Consider the following 23,797-nt stretch of genomic DNA (forward strand, 5'->3'; position numbering starts at 1 on the left):
TGCGTTTTTCTACAATGACCGCTAACGTTGCAGCGTGGACGACGTTTTGGGAAGGCGTGAATCTTGCGTCAGTATGCAAGGATTCATGACTGAACCAAAATGTGGCGAAGCCCAAGAAGCCAACATCATTTCGTTGGCTCGCAGCTCATCATGCTCCTGTTAGAGGGTGTGACCCTTCTACAGCAAGATTAAAAAACATCTCAAATACCCACAAAATTAAAAATAAAAAAAACACTCATACAAATCAACAAAAATATTTATTTAATAAAGAAAAAAACATAAACTAAAAATTCAATCTATAAAGAATCATTCTACACAGAAGAGCAAATCTCAAAAACGGAAAGACCAATAGCTACAAAAGTCTTTCTACACAAAAAAGCAAATCTCAAAAACGGATGGCCAATTGCTACAAAAAGTCTTTCTACACAAGAAAGTAAAACTCAAAAACGGATGGCCAATTGCTACAAAAAGTCTTTCTACACAAGAAAGTAAAACTCAAGGACGGAAAGCCAATTGCTACAAAAAGTCTTTCTACACAAAAGAGCAAGACTCAAGAACGGAAAGACCAATAGCTACAAAAAATCTTTCTACACAAAAGAGCAAGACTCAAGAACGGAAAGACCAATAGCTACAAAAAATCTTTCTATACAAAAGAGCAAGACTCAAAAACGGATGGCCAATTGCTACAAAAGTCTTTCTACACAAGAAAGCAAAACTCAAGAACAGAGAGGCCAATTGCTACAAAAATTCTTTCTACACAAAAAAGCAAAACTCAAAAACAGCAAGATATAATTTTTTTATTCAAAAAAAACAGAAGTAAAACAAAAAAATCAAAAAAGCGTTTTAAGAAAAAACATATTGGGTCATGCCCTCTAACTAATCATGTGTGCAGTATATATCCGGTTGCTATGAACTAATCCTTATTTCCAAAGGTTCGGATATGCTCGATAAAACAAAATATATCCTGCATTTTAACATCTTAATAACATTCCCTATAAAAGGACAACAAAAAAAGGAAAGGCGAAAATAGAAATTTGCTTTATAAAAAACTATACAGAAAAATAGTATGTTAAATATGAATGAAAGTAGTGATTTTAAGGAAAAGGTAGTATCGAGTTTCTTAAAGGCATTTTCGAAGGAATTGCATTTTGTTTCCAATCAGGAAATTTGCTTCTTCTTGGAGAGAAATCCTATTTTTCCCTCTTCTCAGGGATTCCTTATTTTACGAAATTTTGTCACCTTAAATCAGGGAAATCTTTCTGAATCGTAGGCGAGTCGTCGGTGGCTCTCCTGTTTTCCGGGAAATTTGAGGGGATAGGTTAAAAAAAAATTTTCGGGAAAAGTTCCTCTAAGGCTTGCTCCTATTCTTCTTTCAGTCTTCTATTATTCATCTATCAGGTACAGAATAAGGTGTAGAATATAGTTTTCTACCACCCCTTCTTTCAGAAAAGGTGAAACAAAGGTGAATGCAAAGGTGAATGCAAAGGTGATAGAGGAGGTGATAGAGGAGGTGATTCCGGACCTGATTCCAGGGCTGATAGATGACTGAGAGGAGGATGATTGCAGTCCGGGAGCAAGCTTTGCTTTCTCCCTAAGTACCGGTTTTTTCTCAATTTTTTGTTGAAAAACTATTTAATGAGGTGTAAGGGGTCTAAGGCTTTGTATTTATCCAGTAACTGCCCGGCTTTTTCTTCTTCTTTATTCATTCTGGCAATTTCAGATAGTTCTCGATAACAAAAGGCTGAACGCGGATTTAATTTTACACAACGTAAAAAACGGTCTTCTGCTTTTTTTAGAAAAGGTAGGCCCTCGCGGCTAAGTTCAAGGTAAATTTCACCGGTGAATAATTCTCGTTTTTCATCAACTCGAAGGGGAAGATACTTTTTATCTAATTGGATGAATTTTTTGACATTCGGGCTTGCTGCAAGCGGAACACGAAACCGGAAATTATGGAAATTGTCATGCTGAATTTCTTTATAAAATAGATTTTCTATCTGGTCGGCAAGCTGATAATTATAAGAGAGCAGAAATGATGTAAACATGAATATAAATAAACCCGTTAGGGTTATTTTTCTTACATAAGGATTTAAACTCAGAGTTACAGTATAAATAATCTTACTTCTGTAACTTGCAGCTAAAATTCCGAGGAGAACTATAACAAGATAGAAAATAATAGAATCCGGAATAGTATAATCAAATAATTCCTGCATAAATACAGATAGAAGCGCGGAAAGAGGAATCAGTATAAATACGGATACTTTCTTTTTTAAGAATGATTTAATAAGAAGGATAGAGAGGTATAAAGACAGGAGGGAATAGGAAAGGACTCCTAAAAAACCGTAGTTATTAAAAAGTTGAAATATAAGGTTATGCGCATGAGGATTGGCTCCCGAATATTGAACATAGTCCTGGATAATTTTTAAAACCTTTGGAGACAAATCCTTTGTAGGATAGGTAGAAAGAATACTTTCATTCTCCGGTCCGAAACCAAGAAAAGGAGCTTCCCTGCTGGTTATCCTATAAAAATATTCCCAGATTCCAAACCGAACTTCTAAAGTAGAGACATCGGTAAACATGGAAGATTTTTTGGCATTGAGAAAAACAAAAATACCGAAAGCAAAAAATGTAAGCAAGATAAGAAAGAAGGCCTTTTTATTTTGATGAATAATTCTTGTATTTTTTAAAAAGTGCAAAAGGATAAAAACCGAACTTATACCTATTGCCAGAATAGAAGCCCTTGAGTGCGTAAAATAAAGCACAACTAAGGAGATCATTAAAATGAAACCGTAAACGAATTTATAAGGTTTTTGAAAGAGTGTAAAAAAAAGTACCAGGGGAAAATTAATAGCAATCATGGAGCCTATAGAGTTCACCTGGAAGCTTCCAATGCTTGTTTCAAAGGTGCGTTGAAAGAGGAATAGTGTATTGGATTGGAAGAGATAGGCCAGAAATATTAGAATAGAAAGGGAATAATACAAAAAAATAAAACCCATAATAAGGCGTTTTTCTTTTATATTTTGAAATAAAGAAAGGATATAAAAGATCACAAGTCCCGAAACAAGATAAAGAAAAGAAGGAAGACTTCTCGCAAAATTAGCAGAAAAAACTGTAGATAAAATGGAAGATACAAAAATAAGAAAGGCTAATATATGCAGAGGACGAAGTTTAAACTTTTTAGGAAGTTCAAAACAACTTACAAATAAAAAAGAATATAACAGAAGAGGAATAGAACGGGTAGAATTAATCAGGTAATACCAGGATAAAAAAATGTGGGTAGAGGATAGGAGAGTAAAAACAAAAAGTATTCTTTTCGTTTTTTGTTTATGAACCAAAAATAAAAAACTAAAGAAAGAAGTATAGTAGAGAAACTTAAGGTACATTTTTTGTTTGATTACAAAAGATTCCGGTAAATATATCATTCCGTTAATGGAAGAATATAAGATTAAATAGATAGAAGCAATATAAAAGATCAGCTCTTTATAGCTTTTGAGAGCTTCTTTCTTTTTATAAAAGAAAAAAGAAGCCATGGCTGTAGTCGGCCAGAAAAGTTCTTTTGTAACACCTATCCTTTCCAGATCCAGATAGAAATGAAAGAATAGAAATACGATGAAAGAAACCTGAAGGAAAACAAGCATACGAACTTAGGGAATGACTCCACTCATATTCTCAATAAAACATAAGTTCAAAACTCCGAAAAAAATAGAGTTTCCTTTTTGTCTCAGGTTCCTGATATCCATCTTGTTCTTCCCAGAATTTGTACCTTATCCCTCTTTGTAAAGGTTTTTAAAACCTAAAAGATAAAATCTATATTGTAGAGAATTGAGCCAAAAAAAGAATGGTACTACTTATGAAGGGTGAAACAGAGAACAAAAATTCTTACAGTAATACTATTTTACTGCCAAAAACATCTTTTCCGATGAAAGCAGACCTCGCAAAACGGGAAGTTCCCCAGGTGAAAGACTGGGAGGATTCGAATCTTTTTCAGAGAATGCTTTCGTCCAGGGATCCCAAAAAAAGCTTTGTCTTTCATGATGGCCCTCCTTATGCAAACGGGAACTTTCATGTCGGCCACTCCCTGAACAAGGTTCTAAAAGACATCATCGTTAAGTTTCGTCATTTACAGGGTTATTATACGGATATGATTCCCGGCTGGGATTGTCACGGCTTACCGATTGAAGTTCAGGTTTTGAAAAAGCTGGGAAAAGATGCCTCCTCTGTCTCACCTTCCGAACTCAGGAAAAAATGTCGGGAATATGCAGAACAATACGTAGAAATCCAGGGAAAGGATCTGAGTCGTTTCCTTTGCCTCTGGGACAAGAACCGAAAATACCTGACTATGAGTCGGGATTTTGAAGCCAAAATTGTCGAAATATTCGGAAAGCTCTATAAAGAGGGTTATATCTACAAGGGTAAAAAGCCCGTTTACTGGTGCGTGGCTTTAGGAACGGCTCATGCGGAAGCGGAAATTGAGTATAAAAACCATGTTTCTCCCTCTATTTATGTGAAGTTTCCGGTCAAGGGAGAAAATGCACTTTCCTGTCTTATCTGGACAACCACTCCCTGGACGCTCCCGGCGAATCTGGCTATCTGTTTCAATGGGAATTTTGCCTATTCGGTTTATAGCTCAGATGGTAATGAAGACCTGATTTTTGCAGACGGACTGAAAGAATCCATCGAGGAAAAAACAGGCTTAAAATTCCAAAAAGTTCGGGCAGTTCCGGTTTCTGAGCTGGAGAAAATGAAATTTTCTCACCCTTTTATTGAGCGTGAAGTCGTTCCCCTGTTCGGAGAGCATGTCACCCTTGAAGCCGGAACAGGTTGTGTGCACACAGCTCCCGGCCACGGTATGGATGACTATAAAGTCGGGATTAAAGCCGGTCTGGAGCTTTTAAGCCCCGTAGATGATAGGGGAAAGTTTACCGATGAGTTCCCTCTGATGAAAGGAGAGAATATCTTCGCATCCAATCCGAAGATTGTGGAATTGCTTCGGGAAAAGGGTAAGCTTCTGCATCATAGTGAAATTGAACACTCCTATCCCCATAGCTGGAGGAGTAAAAAGCCTCTTATTTTCAGGGCAACTCCTCAGTGGTTTTTTTCGGTGGATCACAATAACCTGAGACAAAAATGTATAGAAGCCATTGATTCGGTAAAATGGATCCCGGACTGGGGTATTAATCGGATCCGAGCTATGGTAGAAAACCGCCCGGACTGGTGTCTTTCGAGACAGAGAAACTGGGGAGTGCCTATTCCTTCCTTTCACTGTGCGGATTGCGGACATACCCAGCTAACTCCCAAAATGATAGACTTTTTTACCGGACTCGTAAAAAAAGAAGGTATTGAAGTCTGGTATGACTGGGAAGAAGCAAAACTTTTGCCCGAAGGAACCCAATGTGAAAGATGTGGCTCTTCTTCTCTAAAAAAAGAAAATGATATTCTGGATGTATGGTTTGATTCCGGGGTTTCCAACTTCGCAGTTCTGGAAGAAAGGGGAAATCAACCGGTGGCTGATTTATACCTCGAAGGCTCAGACCAGCACAGGGGTTGGTTTCAGTCCAGTCTCTGGCCTTCCGTAGCTCTAAGGGGAAAGCCTCCCTATGCCAATGTTCTAACCCACGGCTATGTTCTGGACGAGAAAGGCCGGGCTATGTCCAAGTCTCTCGGAAATGGAGTAGATCCGATTAAGGATGTAATTGATATTTACGGAGCGGATGTTTTACGCCTCTGGGTTTCTTCTCAGGATTTTCGGGATGATAACCGCATTGGTTCGGAAGCCTTAAAGGTTTTGTCCGAGCAATACAGGAAAGTTCGAAATACTTTCCGTTATTTACTGGGTAATCTGGATGGTCATAAAAAAGAGGATAATCTTCCCATCGCAGAATTAGAGGATATCGATAGCTATTACCTTTCCCGATTTGCGACATTTATCACCGAATTAGCTTCGGCCTATGAGAATTACCAGTTTCATACAATTTATCAGAAACTGGTGAATTTCTGCACGGTAGATTTGTCCCAGGAATATTTTGAGATTATCCGGGATAGGATGTACTGTGATAGAAGAGATTCTAAAACGAGACGTTCTTCCTGTACGGTTCTTTCCATTATTCTGGAAACCCTGACAGTTTATATTTCCCCAATCTTAAGTTTCACGGCGGAAGAAGTTTGGAAATCTTACGGAAAGAAAGATTCTGTTTTTCTAAGTACCTTTCAGGATGTAGCTCCTTACAAAAATCCGGAGATTGAAAAGAAACTATCTCCTGTTTTTAAGGCAAAAGAAACGGTTCAAAAAGCCCTGGAGCTGGCCCGACAGGCAGGGAAAATAGGGAAATCTCTTGAAGCTAAACTTGTATTTGAGAGAAAGAAGGAGAATTTTCTTTCCGGATTTTCTACTGAAGACTTATCTTTCTATTATGTTGTATCCCAGGTATCGTTCGGAGAAAACCCGGAGGAATTTCATTCCAAACTTGAGTTAGAAGAGGGAATGGTTTATGTTGTGTCTCCAAAAGAAGAGCGCTGTCCGAGGTGCTGGAGATATACCGAAGACATGACGAAAGAAAAAGAACTTTGTAAACGCTGCGAGGAAGCAATTCACTAAACTTCTTTTATCCTCTTGCTTTTATCCTGTGCCTCTATTAGTATAGCTTAAGAGGCATGGGAAATGATTCTTGATAATAAAAAAAAATTAATACTCCTCGTTGATGATAATCCTAAGAATATCCAGGTTCTGGCGTCTGTCCTGAAAGGAAAGGAATATCAAATCAATGCAGCCCTGAGCGGTGAAGATGCTTTAAAACGTCTGAAAAGCGTAGTTCCCGATCTGATCCTTCTGGACGTAATGATGCCCGGGATGGATGGTTTTGAAGTCTGTAAACAAATCAAAAAAGCAGAAGAAACGGCTAATATTCCCATTATATTCCTCACGGCAAAAACAGAAACCGAAGACATTGTTCGCGGCTTTGAACTGGGTGCTGCCGATTATGTGTTAAAACCTTTTAATTCTGCTGAACTTCTTTCTCGTGTGCATACCCATTTAAGTTTAAAGCATAAAGAAGATGCCCTGGTTCGCTCGAATGCCGAGCAAAAAGAACTTTTACATATTCTCTCTCATGATCTGAATAACTTTTTTACCTCCATTATCATGTCGGTAGAAATCTTACAAAATTATCCGGCGGATCTGGACGAAAATTTGGAACGGATTAAGCGAGGTGCTTTAAATGGAGCGGAACTCATTGATTATATCAGACAGATTCGGGCACTTGAAGACAAGGATGATGCACCATCATTTGAAAAGGTCTCTTTAAAAGATGCAATAAATGAATCCATATTTACACTGATTAGACTCTCTGAAAAGAAACAGGTTTCTATTATAAACCTGATTGATTCCCCCTACTATATATATGCGGAAAGGGTAAGTTTTGTACACTCTTTATTAAATAACCTTTTATCCAATGCCATTAAATTTTCCTTCATAAATTCAAAGATCGAATGTGAAGTCAAGGAAGAAGATGGAGACTTATTATTAAGTATTCGAGATTATGGGATCGGAATGTCTGAGTCTTTAAAAAATAGTATTTTTGATATTTCTAAGATAACGACAAGACCCGGTACCTCCGGTGAAAGAGGAACGGGTTTCGGGCTTCCGCTGGTGAAAAAATTGGTAGAACGATTTGGGGGAAGTATTTTCGTAGAAAGTAAGGAAAAGGATGAACCGGATTTCCCAAGAGGAACTAAATTTACCTTAAAACTAAAAAAAGCAGAAAAGTAAGGGGCATTGGTTGCCGCCCTTCGCTCCGCTCAGGGATCGGCAATCAATGGCATATCTTTTAGTTTAAGCTTTAAATTCTTTAAGAGTTGTAATCACTTCCTGAAATTCATCTTCTCTCATATACGGAAATAGAGGAAGGTTCAGTATGCTACTACAAATTTCTTTTGTGACTCCCTTATCAAAGGATTTTTTACAGAAGTCTTTGGCACCCGGTTGGGCAGACATAGCTCCCGGATAAATTACACCGGAACCGATTCCCTTTTCTTTTAGTAAATCCTGCAGGCGAGTCCTTTCTTCCGGAGAAAATAAACAGGCGTTGCAGTATCCATTTTCTTCTATGCCTTCCGGTGGGCTCAGGACCCGAATGCCCAGTTTGGGTAATTCTTCCTGGTATTTTTTCGCCCAGTACTGTCTGGATTTCAACCTTTCCGGGAACTCTTTTAGGGAGATTCGAAGAAAAGCTGCTTGAAGAGAGTCCAGGCGTGAATTCCAACCCACAAGGCCGTGGCCATAATGGGTGGTTCTACCGTGATTGGCGAGAGTTCTGACTGTATTGGCCAGCGACTCATCATTGGTAAATACAGCTCCTGCATCTCCGGCGGCTCCCAAAACTTTAGCCGGATAAAAAGATGTAGTGGCAATATGTGCATTTTTATAGATGGATTCAGAACCGACTTTTACTCCGAAACTCTGAGCCCCATCTTCAATCAGGGGAATATTTTTAGAAGTACATAACTCTCGGAATTTTTGTAGGTCTTTAGAAGCCCAACCATACAGGTGAACCAGTATAGCTGCTTTGGGTTTTATCTCTTCTACTGCTTTTGCAAAGGTTTCAAAGTCCATTTGCAGATCTTCTTTATTGATATCTACCGTATAGGGTTCTGCGGAAACATTCACTACAGATTCAAATGTAGCCCAGAAGGTAGAATCCGGAAGTAAAACCTTATCTCCGGCACCAACACCTACAGCGCGCAGAGCGAGTTGAAGAGCGTCGGTTCCGTTTGCACAACTTACGCAGTACCGGGTTTCCGCATAAGCAGATAATTCTTTTTCCAGTTCCTGGACTTCTATACCACCGATAAAAGCTGCATTTTGGGACATCTCAGCAACCTTGTGGTTCCATTTGTCCAGAAAACCGTTTTCATAACGTTTAATGTCAATGAAGGGTACTCCCATCGTCTTGTCCTTACTGTTTAGTTTTTTGTATTTCTTTAGATAAATCTATCTTTTTAAAAAGTATCTCGATAACTTCTGAAAAGCGGCTAACCGGGTAAAAGCGTAAGCCTTTTTTTATATAAGAAGGAACTTCTTTCAGGTTTGGCTCATTGTCCCTCGGAAAAATAATCCGGTTTAGACCGGCTCTTCGGGCTGCTACCAGTTTTTCTCTCAGTCCTCCTATGGGTAAAACCTCACCGGTCAGGGTAAGCTCACCTGTCATGCCGAAACCGGCAGGGACTATTCTTCCTATAATCAAAGAGAGGATAGCAGTTGCCATGGTAATACCGGCGCTCGGCCCGTCTTTAGGTGTGGCACCATCGGGAACGTGGATATGAACTTTTCTCTCATCGAAATAGTTTCCGTCTCCGATCAGGTATTTGATATGGTTCAGGGCAATATTGGCTGATTCTCCCATAACCTCTCCCAGTTTTCCGGTCAGAAAAATTCCTCCATTTTTGGAACGTATAAAAAGGGTTTCTATGAGAAGGGTAGCTCCTCCATAATTAGTCCAGGCGAGTCCGACTGCCATACCGGGTTGAGTAGGTTTGGTCATTCGATCATTGGGAAAAACCGGGACTCCGAGGTATTCTTCTAAGTGCTCTTTTTTGATAGTCTTCTCGAATTTAAGCCCTCGAACCTGTTTATAGGCTACTTTGCGCACAATTTTATCTGTCATGCGTTCAAGGCTTCGAACACCTGATTCCCTGGAATAAGACTCCACCAGTTCCAGAATAGCCGGTTTGTCCAGTTGAATTCTTTTGTCTTTAATTCCGGTTTTTTCCATGACTTTTTTCCAGAGGAAACGTTTAAAAATTTCTACTTTTTCTTCGGTAATATAACCGGTCAGTCGGATTACATCCATCCTGTCTGCCAGAACACCGGGAATACTATCCATAGTATTGGCAGTTGCTACAAATAATACTCTCGAAAGATCAAAGGGCAGGTCCAGGTAATGATCCCGGAAATGCTTATTTTGTTCCGGATCCAGAACTTCTAAGAGAGCCGAAGCCGGGTCTCCCTGGATGCCGATACTCAGCTTGTCTATTTCGTCTAAAAGAATAACCGGATCTTTTTCTTTCAGATGCCTGAGAGCTGTAATGATTTTTCCGGGCATGGCGCCAATATACGTTCTTCTGTGTCCTTTAATTTCTGCTTCATCCCGAACTCCTCCAAGAGAAAAGCGGAAAAATTTCTTTCCGAGACTCTCGGCAATGGAGCGGGCTATCGAGGTTTTCCCAACTCCGGGGGGACCAACCAGACAGAGAATCGGCCCGTGGTTTTCCGGATTCAGCTTTTTTACAGCAAGATATTCCAGGATCCTTTGCTTTACATCATCCAGTTTATAATGGTCACGGTTTAAAATTTTCTCGGCAAATTTTAAATCGATTTTCCTGTCAGGTGAATTTTCCCAGGGAAGGGAATTGATAATATCCAGATAATTTCGAATTACATTGTAATCACCGGAGTTTGGATCGGCATAGTTGAGTTTTTCAATCTCTCTGGCTACCTCGGAAATGACCTGTTCATCGAGCTTGAGATGGATTAAACGCTCCAATAGATCGTTGTATTTCTTTTCCGGGCGGTCTTCATGGACACCTAATTCCCCCTGTATGACCTTTAGCTGCTCCCGAAGGAAGAAATTCCTCTGTTGCTTATCGAGCTTATCATTTATCTGGTCGTTAATTTTTCGTTGAAGGCTTATAAGCTCGATTTCTTTTTTTAAATAGAGTATGACTTCTTCAATCTTTTGGATAATATCATCCATTTCCAGAATGGATTGGTATTCTTCCTTTTCTAAGTTTAAAATAGAAGCTACAAAATCCGCCATGCGACTCGGTTCTTCCATATTAACCAGGGTTAATTTCATTTCCTCGGTAAAAAGAGGGTTATTCTGGGCCAGTTCCCGGGTGAGAATCATAAGAGTTCTCATCAGGGCTTTTAAATTGTTCTTACTTCCTTTGAGTATTTCAGAAAGATAGCGGACTTTTACATGCAGATAGGGAGTTTCCGTTATAACTTTTTGAATACGGAAGCGTTGCTGGGTGTTCACCAGTATGTTAATTCCCCCATCCGGAAGATTAATCTTCTTTAGAATCCGGGCAATCACTCCTACTTCGTAAATATTATCTTTTACATCAAGATCGCTCTCGTCTTCCTTTAGAAGTGTTAAGCCAATAAAACCATCTTTTTTATTCGCTTCTTCTACCATATCCGTAAATAACCCAACCGGAACGATGAGAGGGGTAATGATTCCCGGAAAAATCGGTCGAACTTTAACGGGTAAGATATAAAGATCGTCTGGGAATGAGTCTCTGTATTCTTCTTCCTGAACCGGAATTCTCTTTTTACTTATCTTTGCCAAACTTACCTTTGCCTTTTAAAGCGTATTTACTTTGGTCAATTATTTCAAAGTGAAGCCTAAAAACAATACAAATAAAATTGCTTTTCTTTGAAACTAAAAGAGTTTGTTCGATAAAAGAAAAACGATAACATATCGGAGATGGCATGAAAGAGAAACAGAGACCCGTTTTTAATTACAAAGGAAATCATTTTCAGGGAGTTTCCGAGGGAGGAATTTGCACCTCAATTTTTTGTAATGAATTAGATATAATATTTGATATTGGAACTTTACCCTTTGATTATGCTCATATCAATAATCTTTTTGTAAGTCACGCTCACCTCGACCACAGTGCCGGTATTCCTTATTACATTTCCCAGCGTTCCCTTCGAAAATTAAAAGCTCCCCGAATTTATGTTCATGAAGCCATGTATGAAAATATGCAAAAAGTAATCGAACTCTATTCCCGGATGGAAGATTTTACTTATGCCTATGAATTGAAGTCGGTTGAACAGAAAAAATACTATACCCTCGGAAAAAATACCAGCTTCATGGCCTGGCCGACAATTCACAGAATTCCTTCCCAGGCTTATACTATTTTTGATAGGGTGAATAAATTAAAACCGGAATATTCTGAAACTCCGAGAGAAGAACTTTTAGAACTAAAGAAAAAGAATATTCCTATAACCGAAGAAAGGTATACGCCTTTGGTGAGCTTTTCCGGTGATACTCGAATTGAGGGAATATTAGAATCCAAAGAAGCTCTTCTTTCCAGGGTTTTATTTATGGAGTGTACCTACCTTGATGACAAAAGAAATATTGCCAATGCAAGAGAATGGGGACATATCCACCTTGACGAAATTATTGCCTATGCAAATGAGTTTAAAAATGAAACTATCGTTTTAATACATTTTTCTAAGCGTTATTCTTATAAAGGTATTCGTGAATTATTAAATAAGAAGCTACCTGATAGTTTGCAGGGAAGAGTTATTAGTTTTATTCCTTAAAAAAAAGGCTTCCTATTCATGGAAAATTAAACTGTGACAAAAACCACCTTCTCTTGCATAACACATTTCGAGATCGCCGTGAGTAAAATTTTTATTACTCTTGATATACTTGTATCCATCGCTAAACTTACCGGAGATAAGCCAATCAAATTCTTGTTCTGAATATTTTAAACAGTTCGAGAATAAGCCATTTTTAGTTAAAACCTTCAGGTATTCTTTAGAGGAGCGGGAAGACGGAAACGAAGGAAAATGTAAATAGATTATATGTCGATTCTGAGAGGTAGCATAGGAGATCTTTAGTTCTCCTATTTGCTTCTGGAAAGCTTTTTCATAGGAAATAAGATTTTTTAATAGAGAAGCCAAAAAGCCTTCGAGGGCTGAACGGTTTACAAAAAAAGTAGCTTCTGCTAAGGAAGGAGAATAGGAAATATTTAGAAAAGTCTTTAATGGTTTTTTGGCATAAGAGAAAAACAATTTTTCATTGAAGTGACTTTCAAAATACTCATCAAAGTTTCCCTCTATTTTGATTTCATTTCGTAGTAATTCAAAACTCTTCTTAAATTTTTCTGAGTATACAGGATGAGAGCCGGAAAAGGTTTCAAAATCCTTTAAAAAAGGATTCCAAATTTTATAAAAAAGTAAAGAATAAAGTTTTTGTTTTAATTGAGAGTTAATCAGGTTTGTATTACGTATTAGTCTTTTTGCTTCCTTTATATACTGGGAATAGTATTCCTTATCTCCGAATCTTCCACTTTCGTAAAGAAGTTCTTTGAATTCCGGACTTGTTTCTAAAGAAGCAAGAAAAAGGGAGGAATAGTTTTTCCCTTTTGTAATGTTTATCTTTGTTTTTTTCCTGAGTGTATAATATTTTCTTAATATATTATTATAGCGGATCTGGTGGGGTTCAAAAGCTTTTTTTGCTAAATTAAAAATTCTATTTTCTAAGTTGGTTTCAGAGAACTGTTGGTTGTCTATATCTGATTGTAAGCTCTGAATAAATCGTTCTATCTGTCCTTTAAAAACCTTTCTATCGGAAAGTCGGAAAAGTTTGATACAAAAATTATTATATATAGAATCATCCTGTCCACGAATGTGACCGATGTAAGCAATATTACCAATGAGATAATATTTCAAGGAAGGAGCCTTAAAGACACCTTTTCTTCTTTTATAGCTGGATTGAAAAATTGTATCGGCTTCTTCATAACCGAGGGTCTCCCAGGAATGCAGGATAGCTCGAATCCTTCTTATGAATTTACGGGAAACATTGGGTTTTACATTCACAGTTACACCCGTAACTACCTGTCTTTCGGTTCTATTCTGGATTCTAGTTTTATCGGTGTTTAGCTGAAAACCCTCTTTCTGTATGTAGTCTTCGATTTGCTTAATGATTTCGGTATCAATTTTTTGATTGGAGGAAAAGCTTAGATCATCTGCATAACGCGTATAAACAAGAAGATTTTTTTTTGCAAAATCAGAAAGAGTTTTATCTAAATTCCAACATACAAGATTACTAATAATTGGAGATGCCGGAGAACCCTGGGGAAGTGTATCATAGTAGGTGACAAGTTCGGAAAGGTAATCTGCAATTTCTGTTTTAAGCATAAAGGGCTCTGAAGAAAATACTTCTTTTATCCTGTTTCGACTGATAGAAGGGAAAAAATCTTTTAAGTCGAGGTTTAAAACAAAAGCTTTTCCGCTATGAATTTTAGCATTGCTTAAAATTCCTTTTCCGAGGGTAAAGCCGTGGGCCGGATGTTCCTGTCCCTGCATTTCGTTGTAGATAGCAGAAAGAAAGCGATTTAGATTTTGCAGTACATATTTTAACTCATCTGAAGGAGCATTAATGCTCCGGTGTTTTCCATTTTTTCGAGGAATTAGAAAACTCGAGTAGGTTTTTCTATAAAGAAGATTCTGCAATTCATACTCATCCTTTCCTAAATATTGAGAAAGGATTTTTAAATTATAAATATGCTGTAGTTCTCTAAGATAATGTTTGGCCATAAAAAAAAGGCAGGAAACTATTCTAAATTTCTAACAGCCGGGAATATGCAAACTGAGCCTATTTGCCGCGGCAAATAGGCTCAGTTTGCATATTCCCGGCGCCTATTTGTCCACCATGTCTAAAAGCCTGCAGTAACAACAGGCCAAAAATTCAATAATTCCTGCTATTCGTTAGTATATAAAGTCTTTTAAAATCGGTCAAGATACTTTTTTAAATTTTATCTGCCAAATCTTCTGAGAACCTGAGAGATTCAGGGCGAAGACAGAATGATTAACTCTTATACTTGAGGTATGCGTAAATAGCTTAGAAATTCTTTTTTAACTTCTTCATATAGAAACTTTCCGGAATATTCTACCGTTAAGGTTGTGCTATCAGAATCTTTAATTCCCCTTGAGGACACGCAGAGGTGTTTTGCTTCTATGAGTACAGCCACATCTTCTGTATCTAAAGCTTCTTTGAGTGCATTGGCAATTTGTAAAGTCATCCTTTCCTGCACCTGCGGACGATAAGCATAATAATTTACAATTCGATTAATTTTAGAAAGACCTATAACCTTTCCACTGGATATATAAGCTACCTGGGCTTTCCCGGTAATGGGAAGAAAATGGTGCTCACAGGTGGAGTTAAACAGAATATTTTTCTCAACAAGCATTTGAGCATAACGATACTTATTTTCAAAAACAGAAATAGAAGGTTTATTATCAGGTTTTAAGCCTGAAAAAATTTCCTTAACATACATTTTAGCAACTCGCCTCGGTGTTCCCTTCAGGCTATCATCCTTTAAATCCAGACCGAGAGTTTCCATAATCTTACTGAAATGTTTTTCGATTACCTGCATTTTTTGTTCATCGCTCATTTTGAACGCATCTTTTCGGAGGGGGGTCTCTATATTCGAAGAATAGTGCATGTCACCGATTTCATCATCGTCCGCACTATCATAGTAGCTTCCACTCAATTCAATCATATTTTATAACCTTTTATTATAGTTTTCATACTGTTATTTTATTCCCAAAATAGCTTTCAATACCTTTTTCCTTGAGCTGAAAAAGGTACCGGAGATTAGACTTGAAATAGGATTCGATTTTCGCAAAGAATGTATCCTCTCAAAAAAGTTGAGAGTTTTTCATTCTCGTAGGAGAACACCAATGGTTCGCCTGCTCTCTGAGATAAAAAGTGACTTTGAAGCAGGATTAAAATGACATAATATTAGGAATGGTTATGGGTTTTTGCAGCATTCATTAAAAGGTTTACCATAGAATTTAAACCATTTCTGCGACTGATAGAAAGAAATTTTTGCAAACCTACTTTTTCCAGGAACTCCAGGGAAGAAGAGGCAATTTCTTTGGGTGCCTGACCGGAAAAGACCCGAATGAGAATGGCAATTAAGCCTTTGGTTAGAGCGGTGTCACTGTCTGCATCAAAAAATAAACTGTTGTTTTCTATTCGTGGGTGAACCCATACCCTCGATTGGCAGCCCGGTACGAGGTATTCTTCCTTCCGAAATTCCTCAGGATACGGAGGCAGAGCGTCTCCGAGTTCAACGAGATATTGAAACCGTTCCTGCCAGTCTTCAAACTCTGAAAACTCTTCAATAATTTCGTCCTGAATTTCCTCGATTCTATTCTTCACAGGGATAAGATTACAATCTGAGCTATTTCGTAAAGCGGTTTTCCGTGTCTCTTACCAATACTCGGTTATTGAAAAATAATATTTCCAATAAAAAATTACTGGAAATTGCTAACAAAGGTGTCATTATTAGCAGACTTAAGGAGCTCTACATGAGAACTTTTGCTTCATTTACTCTCTTGTTTATTATGTTATTGATAAATTCAATATATGCCGAGGGGCAAGTTCGCTTGAAAACGATTCTTCTTCCTCCATTTGCAGCTTATAAGTCGAGCAGAGAAGCTGAACTTGAAATCAAAATACAAAAATTTTTAAAACAGGAACTGGAAAAAGAAGGCTATACAGTTACAAGCACCGATTCCCCAGGCTTCTCTCAGAATCTAAGAAAAGCTAAAGAAGAGCAGTTCGAATTACTCATTGAAGGTTATTACCAGAGAAGTCCTGATTCTTCTAATGTATCTATCTTTTCCCAGATTTACCTGGTTAAAGATGGATTCATTATCGACGCCTGTAATATTCTGGACTATATGATTCTTACCGAAGGAGTAAAACTGGATAAAGAAGAAATCAAGGAAGAGGATAAACTTAGGATTCAGAAATATACAAAAAAACTCATACAACAACTCAAAGCAAATCCTTCCCGAAAAGAAAACCGTGGAAATCTTGAAGAGAATCTTCTCAGTACCAGGCTTATAGAAGAATATAAGCTCCCTCTAAATAATCAACAACAGTCTATTGAAAAAGAAAGAGATGCTGTTTTTGATTTAATCCAATCCCAGGTAACCGTATCAGCTACAAAAATTTCAAAACGAACTAATGAAGCACCGAATTTGGTTTCTGTTTTTCGTCCGGAAGAAATCGAAGAATATGGAAAGTTGAGCCTGAATGAAATTCTGTACCAGTTACCGGGTTTTGCTCCTTCCATGGACTATGATAGGAGAACGGTAAGTTCGAGAGGGATGTTTGAAGGTTGGAATAATAACCATCTACTGCTCTTGATGGATGGAGTGCAATTTAATGATTCCTTATATGGCTCTGCTTATACCTGGGAAATAACTCCCATGAATTTCATTAAATCTCTGGAAGTTATCCGAGGTCCCGGTTCTGCCCTGTATGGTTCGAATGCGACTAATGGTGTCGTTTCTATCAATACGTATACAGGGGAAGACTTAAAAGGAGAAGTTAAATTTCGACTTCGCGGAGGAGATTATGGCACCCGAATAAATGAACTTCTTACCGGGAACAGCACTCAATATGTTTCGTACGTAGCCAGCTTTTCTCAGTATAAAACAGAGGGAAATAATTATAAAAGTGAAGATGGATCTTACAGGTTGGATGATTTTGGATACTATAAGAAATTCGATGTAAAAGATAAGCGCTCTAATTCTTATGCTTTTCTCCGATTAGATGGAAACAATTCTTTTGAAAATTTTGGCTTTCAGTATCACCGGCAGGACTGGAGTTTTGAGACCGGTCATGGCTGGCTCTGGAGAATTCCCGACCTCAAAGAAAATATGCATGAAAGCATGGAGACATTTTCTCTCAGTTATAAGGACAAGCAGAAAAAGAAGCTAAACCAGGAATACATTGTTCGTCTACAAAATAGGACTATCGATTGGTTTATGCGTTACGGGGAAAATAATGCTTACGAGGAATACTATCCTTCCGGAATCTGGGAAAATCTGGAAACAGGTGCTTATGAGGTTCTTACCCGTGCCCAATGGACTTATCTTTTAGAAAACGGAGGAAGTTTCCTTTTAGGATTGGAGGGAAGTTTTTTTCGTTACTCCGGAGATAAAAATCACTACAGCAACATTGCTCTTGCTGATGCGGCGAATGGTTGGCCACCTTATGATAATGGAGAAATAAGGAAACAGGGCCCCTGGTTAGAATGGATAAAGGATCAGGGAATACCGAAAGGAGCCATATTTGCCCAGTTAGTGTCCGGAAAATTGTTCCATGAATTCGTAGAAATAACCCTGGGAATTCGTTATGACCATAAAGTAGCGAAGTTCAAAGGAATAGATGAACCTTATGCTGAATTTTTAAGTTTTCCGTATAAACCGGAAGAGAAAAGAGTTTTTAGTAAAACAAGTCCCCGTCTGGGCCTTGTCTTTTTCCCCATGAAAAATTTGACTATCAAAGCTATGGGAGGTTCTGCCTTTCGTGAACCATCGATTACGGAACTTTTTGGTGCGAATACCTTTACTCTGGCATCTAACCCAAGACAGCTAAAAGCGGAGGTAATCCACACAAGAGAACTGGGACTTGACTGGTTTGTGCAAAAGAACACCAACTTTCGACTGAACTTCTTTGATACCCGTTTTGAAAACCAGATAGCTTATAGTATAGCAAATAATAACCTGAGTTCAAATATTTATACACTTCATACACAGGGAGTAGAATCTGAAGTGCTATTACATTTCAAAGAGTTGTCCGGATATATTAACTATTCCTACAATAAGAGAATCGGAGAATTGATCCAGGATAATACTGTTTCCAAGAGTGATAATTCGGTTACATGGTCTCCGGTATACACGGGTAATGCAGGGGTGCTCTGGAAAATTTTAAATTTCCATACCGGCTTTAGTCTTCATTACCAGGGAAAAGTCTATAGAAGGAATAGTGATCTCGGACAAATAGAACCCTTAACAGGAATTCTTCTCAATGATCCCAATATGTATCCGGTATACAGGCCCAGAACCGTCCCCTCCTGGATAGATGCCAGCCTGCGGTTTTCCTATGATATTACGAAAAACTTGCAGGCAGGAATATATTTTTCTAATCTATTTAATACCAGCCAGAAGCTAATAAAGAATAATAATTATCCCTTCGATTACCTGAGAGAAGGCAGGCGCTTTCTCATTGAGCTTAAAGGGAGCTTCTAATTATGCTCCCAGGTTATATTTTTATTCAGGTAGTAATTACTGGCAGTAGCGACTACAATTCCAACAAAATTGTAAAAGTAGCTGAGCCAGTTTTCTGCAGGATTCATAAAGGTAATATTATGTATTTGTAATAGAAAGTTCCATACCGAAAGCTGAATAAGTAGACCCAAAACGGAAATTAAGGAAAATGTAATAAATCCTTTAATTTGTTGCAGGACACCTGAGATCCTGAATTGCTTGAATGTCCAGATATTGTTCAGGATATAATTGCTAAACAAACTGGCAATAAAACCGCTTAAAACCGGAATGCTTAAGGGACTCTGATTCTGTTCGTCAGCGAAAACGAATGCAGAGGTTTTGCGAATAGAAAAATTAATGGCAAGACCGATAAGACCTACAAAAGCATAAACAAGAAAGGTTAAAGAAATATACTTTCCAAAGCGTATATCGTATAGAGCAGCCAGATAATTCTGAATAACAGAAGACGACATCTTCGTTGTTCCGTATTGCCTGGTTCTAAATACATAACCTACTTCTTTCGCTTTTACCTGTTTCTTTCGACCGATAAATTCCAGAAGAATTTTAAAACCTCGGGGGTTTATAGAAGAGACCAGTTCATCAAAAAGTTCTTTTCTTACGATAAAAAAACCGGACATGGGATCTTTAACCGGGATAGGAAGAAAAATTTTGGCAACTAAAGTGGCACCCTTACTCATCATTTTTCGAATAAAGCCCCACTCTCCGTATCCTCCATCTTCAACTTTCCGACTTCCGATCACAACTTCATATTCTTCCATTTCCTTTAACATCCTCGGAAGAATAGATTCATCATGTTGCATGTCTGCGTCTATTACACCCAGATATTTTCCGCGAGCTACAGACATTCCATCGATTACAGCAGAGCTTAAGCCCTTCTTTCCGACCCGACGAATCACTCGAACCGAAATGTCATCTTCAAATTTGTCCCGTGCAATTTTCCAGGTAAGATCCGGAGAATCGTCATCTACGACGATAATTTCATAGGAAATGGAGTTTTGAATGAAAAGTTCCTTTAATTTTGGTATCAGGATACAGATATTATCTTTTTCGTTAAAGGTAGGTATAATCAGGGAAAAATCAGCCATACTTAATTTGGTACCACATTTTGAGCGTTACATTTTAATTTTCCAATAATAGAAACCGATACATCTCCTGAAGTAGTTCCGCTGGAGATACATTTAACTGCATCACTGGTATAACATTTATTTGTAGAAACTGTACTCGTGCAATAAATTCCATCTACCGTATAACATTCCACAGGAGTAGTAGTAGAACTCGCTGTACTGGAATAAGATCCGGTAAGATTTAACTCAAGGTCAAAATAAGAAAGAGTCTGGAGACCGGTATTGGAAGAATCAATATAACCAACTCCCTGGCTATTCCATTTTACAGTTCCCTGTTTTCCAATAATGGTTCTTTGAAATAAGTCACTGGAAAAAATAAAACCCTGCTGGGAATCAATAGAACCCTGAAACTGGTTGAGATCATAAATAAACTTTAAAGTTAGAACTTCTTTCGTTTGCTTCATAATTAATTGGCTATAAATTGTATAGCGGCTAACGTCACCACTACTGCTACTTGTTGTGGTAGTGGTCGTTGTTGTACCGGTGGACAGGGCTGTTGTAGGAGTTGCTGTTCCACAATTCGGAGTCAGATCGGAATCGATTTCTCGGGTACTTAAGTAGATAACTGCATCATCCGGACTCAGGATATTCAGAAGTTCCGGTACCTGAAGTTCAATTTTGTTACTGTCACTGGAGGAACAGGAGATAAAAGAAAAAAGAATAAGTAAAACTAAATATAGCAGTTGTTTCATACATTTCCTCTTTGCATCAAATATGCATAGGATGCTCTTCGATTCGTTTCATGGCAAAAAGAATTGCATCTTTGATTTCTCCCCGGCTGAGTTTTACGGGTGGTTCTTCATCTCCTATAACATAGATAGGAGGTAATTGGTTTATAGCACAGGCATATACATCCTGAAGGCTTAGTTGCTCCCAACCCCATTCCGGATGCTCCATGATAACAATCTTAAGCTCTTCTTTTAGGTCTTTTTCAACGGAATTACGAATTTCCCGTGTCCAGCTTTTAAGTTTAATTGTATTTTTTTCACTCATGATATAATCCCTTATTCATTAGACAGTATTCCCAGTGAACGTACGTTTTTCAATTCTTCATACCAGATTTTTTGACCTGTTTTAGAATTTGTAAGCCCGAGTTTAGCCGCAGAAGGACCTGTTTTTGGACTGAGATTGGCAAGAAGGCCGAGTAACTTTCGGTCTTTTTCGCTTAATTCAGAAATCAACTTCAAGGCTTTTGCTTCTGTTAATCGGTCGATTCGGTTTAAAAGCGTTATATATTCTTTTTTTAATTTATCAATTTTTGAATATTCCTTTTCTAAGGCTTCAAAATATCTTCTCCAGTCTGATTCCGAATCAGAAGACAGAGGTTTTTTTAGTTTTAGAGTGGAAAGAAAATGCTTATAAAAGCTAATATTTTCAATGGATACTGAATTTTGTAATTCTTCAACCCTGCTAATCATATCTAACTTTTTCAGATTTTCCATTGCAGTTTCTAAACTTAGTCCCAGTTTATGTATGTCCTGACTTCCTAATTTTTCAATTGGAAGGCCTGCCAGTTCCTGTAAAAGTTTTTTTACCCGGTTCGCATTCATTTCCCTTCCCTCCATTGAATTATTTGTTTGAGCATCAGATTCAACTGGGCCCTTGATGCTTCTGTGGATGGATAATCGACGATAGGACGAAGCGAGTCAATAGCCTTTGTTACACTGGAGGAACGTTGTAAACCTTCCCAGACTTCGGCTTTTTCCAGGATATTCTGATATTTTTCAATTTTCTTCCAGGAAGCCAGACTTCTTTTTAAGATTCGAATGTGTCTCGCAAAGACAGCCTCTTTTTCCGTCCAAAGAGTGGGAACAATGGCACGGATACTTTTTGCCTTTCGTCTGTATTTTTTAGAGATGGAAAAGAGTTGCATGACGAGCCAATTAATGCCATTGGTTGAGAGCCAGTCGGGTATGACCGGGATGACGATGTGATCGGCAAAATACAGAGCATTTTCTGACATGGTATAAAGGTTCGGAGGGCAATCTATCAGGATGAAGTCGTATTTTTGACGGATATAGCGGGAGATTTTATCTAAAATTTCAAAATAATAGTAGGAACCACCCAGAGCCGGAATTTTAACCGTTCCATCTTTGGAGAATTTCATTTGTTTTTCTATATTTACAAGCCCGTAATGGGAGGGAATGACGTGTAAGTTTGGCCAGTAGGCCAGAGCTTCTTCGTATTTTGCCTTTCCATCGCTAAAAATTTTTTTCTGGGTAGCAAATATCGGGGTTTTGGGAGCGTCTTCGTCAAAAGAACCTATGATATCGTCCGGTCCGAGACCATTTTTACTACCTTTAAAAAGCCTCAGGAATACACCATAGAGACTATTATCGGGAGAGGGATAAATGGTTTTTCTCCAGTATTCACCGAGGGTGTAAACGGAAGCATTGGATTGGGGGTCTGCGTCGATAAGTAAAACCTTGTAGGGCTCACCATCTTCGCGGGTTTCGTTGGCAAGGCCTGCGGCAAGGTTGACAGTTAAGGTTGTTTTTCCAACACCTCCCTTGAAATTCATCAGGCAAATGGTTGTAGCAGCCATAATGGTAATAAATTAAAATCTTTCCCTATTATGCCAAGTACAATTTCAAAGAAGGTATCTTCTTTCTAAGTGCCGATTTGCTGAAGGGAATCTAAAAAGCAATATCTAACATCGTTAAATGATTGACTCTATTTAACGATGTTTATTTAATGGTCAAAACAAGGAGTCTCTATGATTACAACTCTAGAAGATGTGAAAATTGAAGAAAAAAAAGAGCCCAAACTGAACGATGTTAAACAAGAGCTTTCGGAGGATGTTTTTCGGCCTTCTCGTTTAAGGGCTTCTTTATATTTGCTTTCCGGCTTATTACAGACTGTAATATCGGTTTATTTTTTGTATTACGTTCAGGTAAATGCCCTGTATTACTTCTATCTTCCTGCCTATTTTCTTGCCGGAACGACTGTAACTTCCTTATTTATTCTGGGTCATGACTGTGCACATGAATCTTTTTTTGGAAATAAGAGATGGAATAGTTTTTGGGGACACATTCTTTTTATTCCTTCTTTTTACCCATATTATGCCTGGAAATATTCTCATAATGCTCATCATCAGCATACAAATTCTCTCAGGGCCCCGGCCAACTCTATATACTATGATAACACCTGGATTCCTTTGACGATTAAACAATACAGGATCCTGAAAAAACGTTATCCGAAACGGGCTTTTCTTTACAGGCTGACAAGAACCTTGCTACCGCTTGGCTCTTTGTTGCATAATTATAATTATCACTATAATCCCTCTCTCTATAAAGAGTCACACAGGAAAAATGTATATTTTTCGTATGCAGTTCTTTTTACGTATCTCGGATTTTTGGGAACTGCCCTAATCTATTTTACAGGTTCTGTATATAGTTTATTTCATTATCTTCTGATTCCGGCAATTTTTTTTCAATTCTGGATGTCTCTTTATACCTTTTTACACCATACTTCAGAAAAAATGAAGTTTTACAAAGAAGAAAATTGGTCACAATATAAAGGCCAAATATTATCTACCAGGAATTCTCTCATGCCGGCCTGGTTATCTTCTCTACATTTTCATATTGATTACCATATTCCCCATCATTTGAATATCAGGATTCCTTCCTATAAGCTGGTAGAAGCTCAAGAGCAACTTCGTGTATCTTCTTTCAAGGAAGATTTAAGCGAAGAAAAGTTTACCTGGAAGGAGTATTTTAACGCAATTCAAAAATGTCAGCTCTGGGATGACAAAAACGAAAAATATATAACTTTTAAAGAAGCAGGAGTTTAA

The 23,797-nt window shown here is 38.0% G+C and carries 17 protein-coding genes; 6 read left to right on the top strand and 11 right to left on the bottom strand.

The window, feature by feature from the left end; genetic code table 11:
* Positions 1-1,066: 1,066 nt before the first annotated feature.
* On the top strand, positions 1,067-1,270 hold the full coding sequence (locus H7A25_24170; protein ID MCP5503019.1) for a hypothetical protein: 204 nt from the start codon (positions 1,067-1,069) through the stop codon (positions 1,268-1,270).
* A 358-nt stretch (positions 1,271-1,628) separates the two neighbouring features.
* Here H7A25_24170 and H7A25_24175 read toward each other — a convergent pair whose 3' ends face one another.
* Positions 1,629-3,635: an O-antigen ligase family protein gene (locus tag H7A25_24175; protein ID MCP5503020.1), complete on the bottom strand. Its 2,007-nt coding sequence runs from the start codon at positions 3,633-3,635 to the stop codon at positions 1,629-1,631.
* A gap of 212 nt (positions 3,636-3,847) precedes the next feature.
* Here H7A25_24175 and ileS point away from each other — a divergent pair, with 212 nt between their 5' ends.
* Complete coding sequence (gene ileS / locus H7A25_24180) at positions 3,848-6,592, top strand: isoleucine--tRNA ligase (GenBank protein ID MCP5503021.1); 2,745 nt, start codon at positions 3,848-3,850, stop codon at positions 6,590-6,592.
* A 63-nt stretch (positions 6,593-6,655) separates the two neighbouring features.
* Positions 6,656-7,762 (top strand): hybrid sensor histidine kinase/response regulator, encoded by a 1,107-nt coding sequence (locus H7A25_24185; GenBank protein MCP5503022.1) that lies wholly within the window; start codon positions 6,656-6,658, stop codon positions 7,760-7,762.
* Positions 7,763-7,825: 63 nt separating this feature from the next.
* Here H7A25_24185 and H7A25_24190 read toward each other — a convergent pair whose 3' ends face one another.
* Positions 7,826-8,938 (bottom strand): DegT/DnrJ/EryC1/StrS family aminotransferase, encoded by a 1,113-nt coding sequence (locus H7A25_24190; protein ID MCP5503023.1) that lies wholly within the window; start codon positions 8,936-8,938, stop codon positions 7,826-7,828.
* 10 nt (positions 8,939-8,948) lie between these two features.
* Complete coding sequence (gene lon, locus H7A25_24195) at positions 8,949-11,342, bottom strand: endopeptidase La (protein ID MCP5503024.1); 2,394 nt, start codon at positions 11,340-11,342, stop codon at positions 8,949-8,951.
* Between the two features lie 143 nt (positions 11,343-11,485).
* Here lon and H7A25_24200 point away from each other — a divergent pair, with 143 nt between their 5' ends.
* Positions 11,486-12,325 (top strand): MBL fold metallo-hydrolase, encoded by an 840-nt coding sequence (locus H7A25_24200; protein MCP5503025.1) that lies wholly within the window; start codon positions 11,486-11,488, stop codon positions 12,323-12,325.
* A gap of 12 nt (positions 12,326-12,337) precedes the next feature.
* Here H7A25_24200 and H7A25_24205 read toward each other — a convergent pair whose 3' ends face one another.
* From H7A25_24205 to H7A25_24215, 3 genes are all read right to left on the bottom strand, one after another.
* Positions 12,338-14,326: an RNA-directed DNA polymerase gene (locus tag H7A25_24205; GenBank protein ID MCP5503026.1), complete on the bottom strand. Its 1,989-nt coding sequence runs from the start codon at positions 14,324-14,326 to the stop codon at positions 12,338-12,340.
* Between the two features lie 278 nt (positions 14,327-14,604).
* Positions 14,605-15,291 (bottom strand): GTP cyclohydrolase I FolE, encoded by a 687-nt coding sequence (gene folE / locus H7A25_24210; GenBank protein MCP5503027.1) that lies wholly within the window; start codon positions 15,289-15,291, stop codon positions 14,605-14,607.
* 242 nt (positions 15,292-15,533) lie between these two features.
* Positions 15,534-15,956 carry a SufE family protein gene (locus H7A25_24215; GenBank protein MCP5503028.1) on the bottom strand — a complete coding sequence of 141 codons (423 nt, stop codon included), beginning with the start codon at positions 15,954-15,956 and terminating at the stop codon, positions 15,534-15,536.
* 149 nt (positions 15,957-16,105) lie between these two features.
* Between H7A25_24215 and H7A25_24220 the strand changes: the two genes are divergently transcribed.
* Positions 16,106-18,841, top strand: coding sequence for a TonB-dependent receptor (locus tag H7A25_24220; GenBank protein MCP5503029.1), 2,736 nt, complete (start codon positions 16,106-16,108; stop codon positions 18,839-18,841).
* Here H7A25_24220 and H7A25_24225 read toward each other — a convergent pair.
* From H7A25_24225 to H7A25_24245, 5 genes are read right to left on the bottom strand one after another with little or no spacing between them, the layout of a single operon-like run.
* Positions 18,838-19,965: a glycosyltransferase family 2 protein gene (locus H7A25_24225; protein MCP5503030.1), complete on the bottom strand. Its 1,128-nt coding sequence runs from the start codon at positions 19,963-19,965 to the stop codon at positions 18,838-18,840. The genes H7A25_24220 and H7A25_24225 overlap by 4 nt on opposite strands.
* A gap of 2 nt (positions 19,966-19,967) precedes the next feature.
* Positions 19,968-20,696, bottom strand: coding sequence for a hypothetical protein (locus H7A25_24230; protein MCP5503031.1), 729 nt, complete (start codon positions 20,694-20,696; stop codon positions 19,968-19,970).
* 16 nt (positions 20,697-20,712) lie between these two features.
* The gene (locus H7A25_24235) at positions 20,713-20,997 is read right to left on the bottom strand and encodes a late competence development ComFB family protein (protein MCP5503032.1); all 285 of its coding nucleotides are present in this window, start codon (positions 20,995-20,997) and stop codon (positions 20,713-20,715) included.
* An 11-nt stretch (positions 20,998-21,008) separates the two neighbouring features.
* Positions 21,009-21,554, bottom strand: a complete 546-nt coding sequence (locus H7A25_24240) for a hypothetical protein (protein ID MCP5503033.1) — start codon at positions 21,552-21,554, stop codon at positions 21,009-21,011.
* A complete protein-coding gene (locus H7A25_24245) occupies positions 21,551-22,549 on the bottom strand; it encodes an AAA family ATPase (GenBank protein ID MCP5503034.1) in 999 nt (332 codons plus the stop codon). The genes H7A25_24240 and H7A25_24245 overlap by 4 nt, the downstream gene beginning before the upstream one ends.
* Positions 22,550-22,720: 171 nt before the next feature.
* On the opposite strand from H7A25_24245, the gene H7A25_24250 reads away from it, so the two are divergent.
* On the top strand, positions 22,721-23,797 hold the full coding sequence (locus H7A25_24250) for a fatty acid desaturase (GenBank protein MCP5503035.1): 1,077 nt from the start codon (positions 22,721-22,723) through the stop codon (positions 23,795-23,797).

The organism is Leptospiraceae bacterium (assembly GCA_024233835.1).
Classification (GTDB): Bacteria; Spirochaetota; Leptospiria; order Leptospirales; family Leptospiraceae; genus JACKPC01.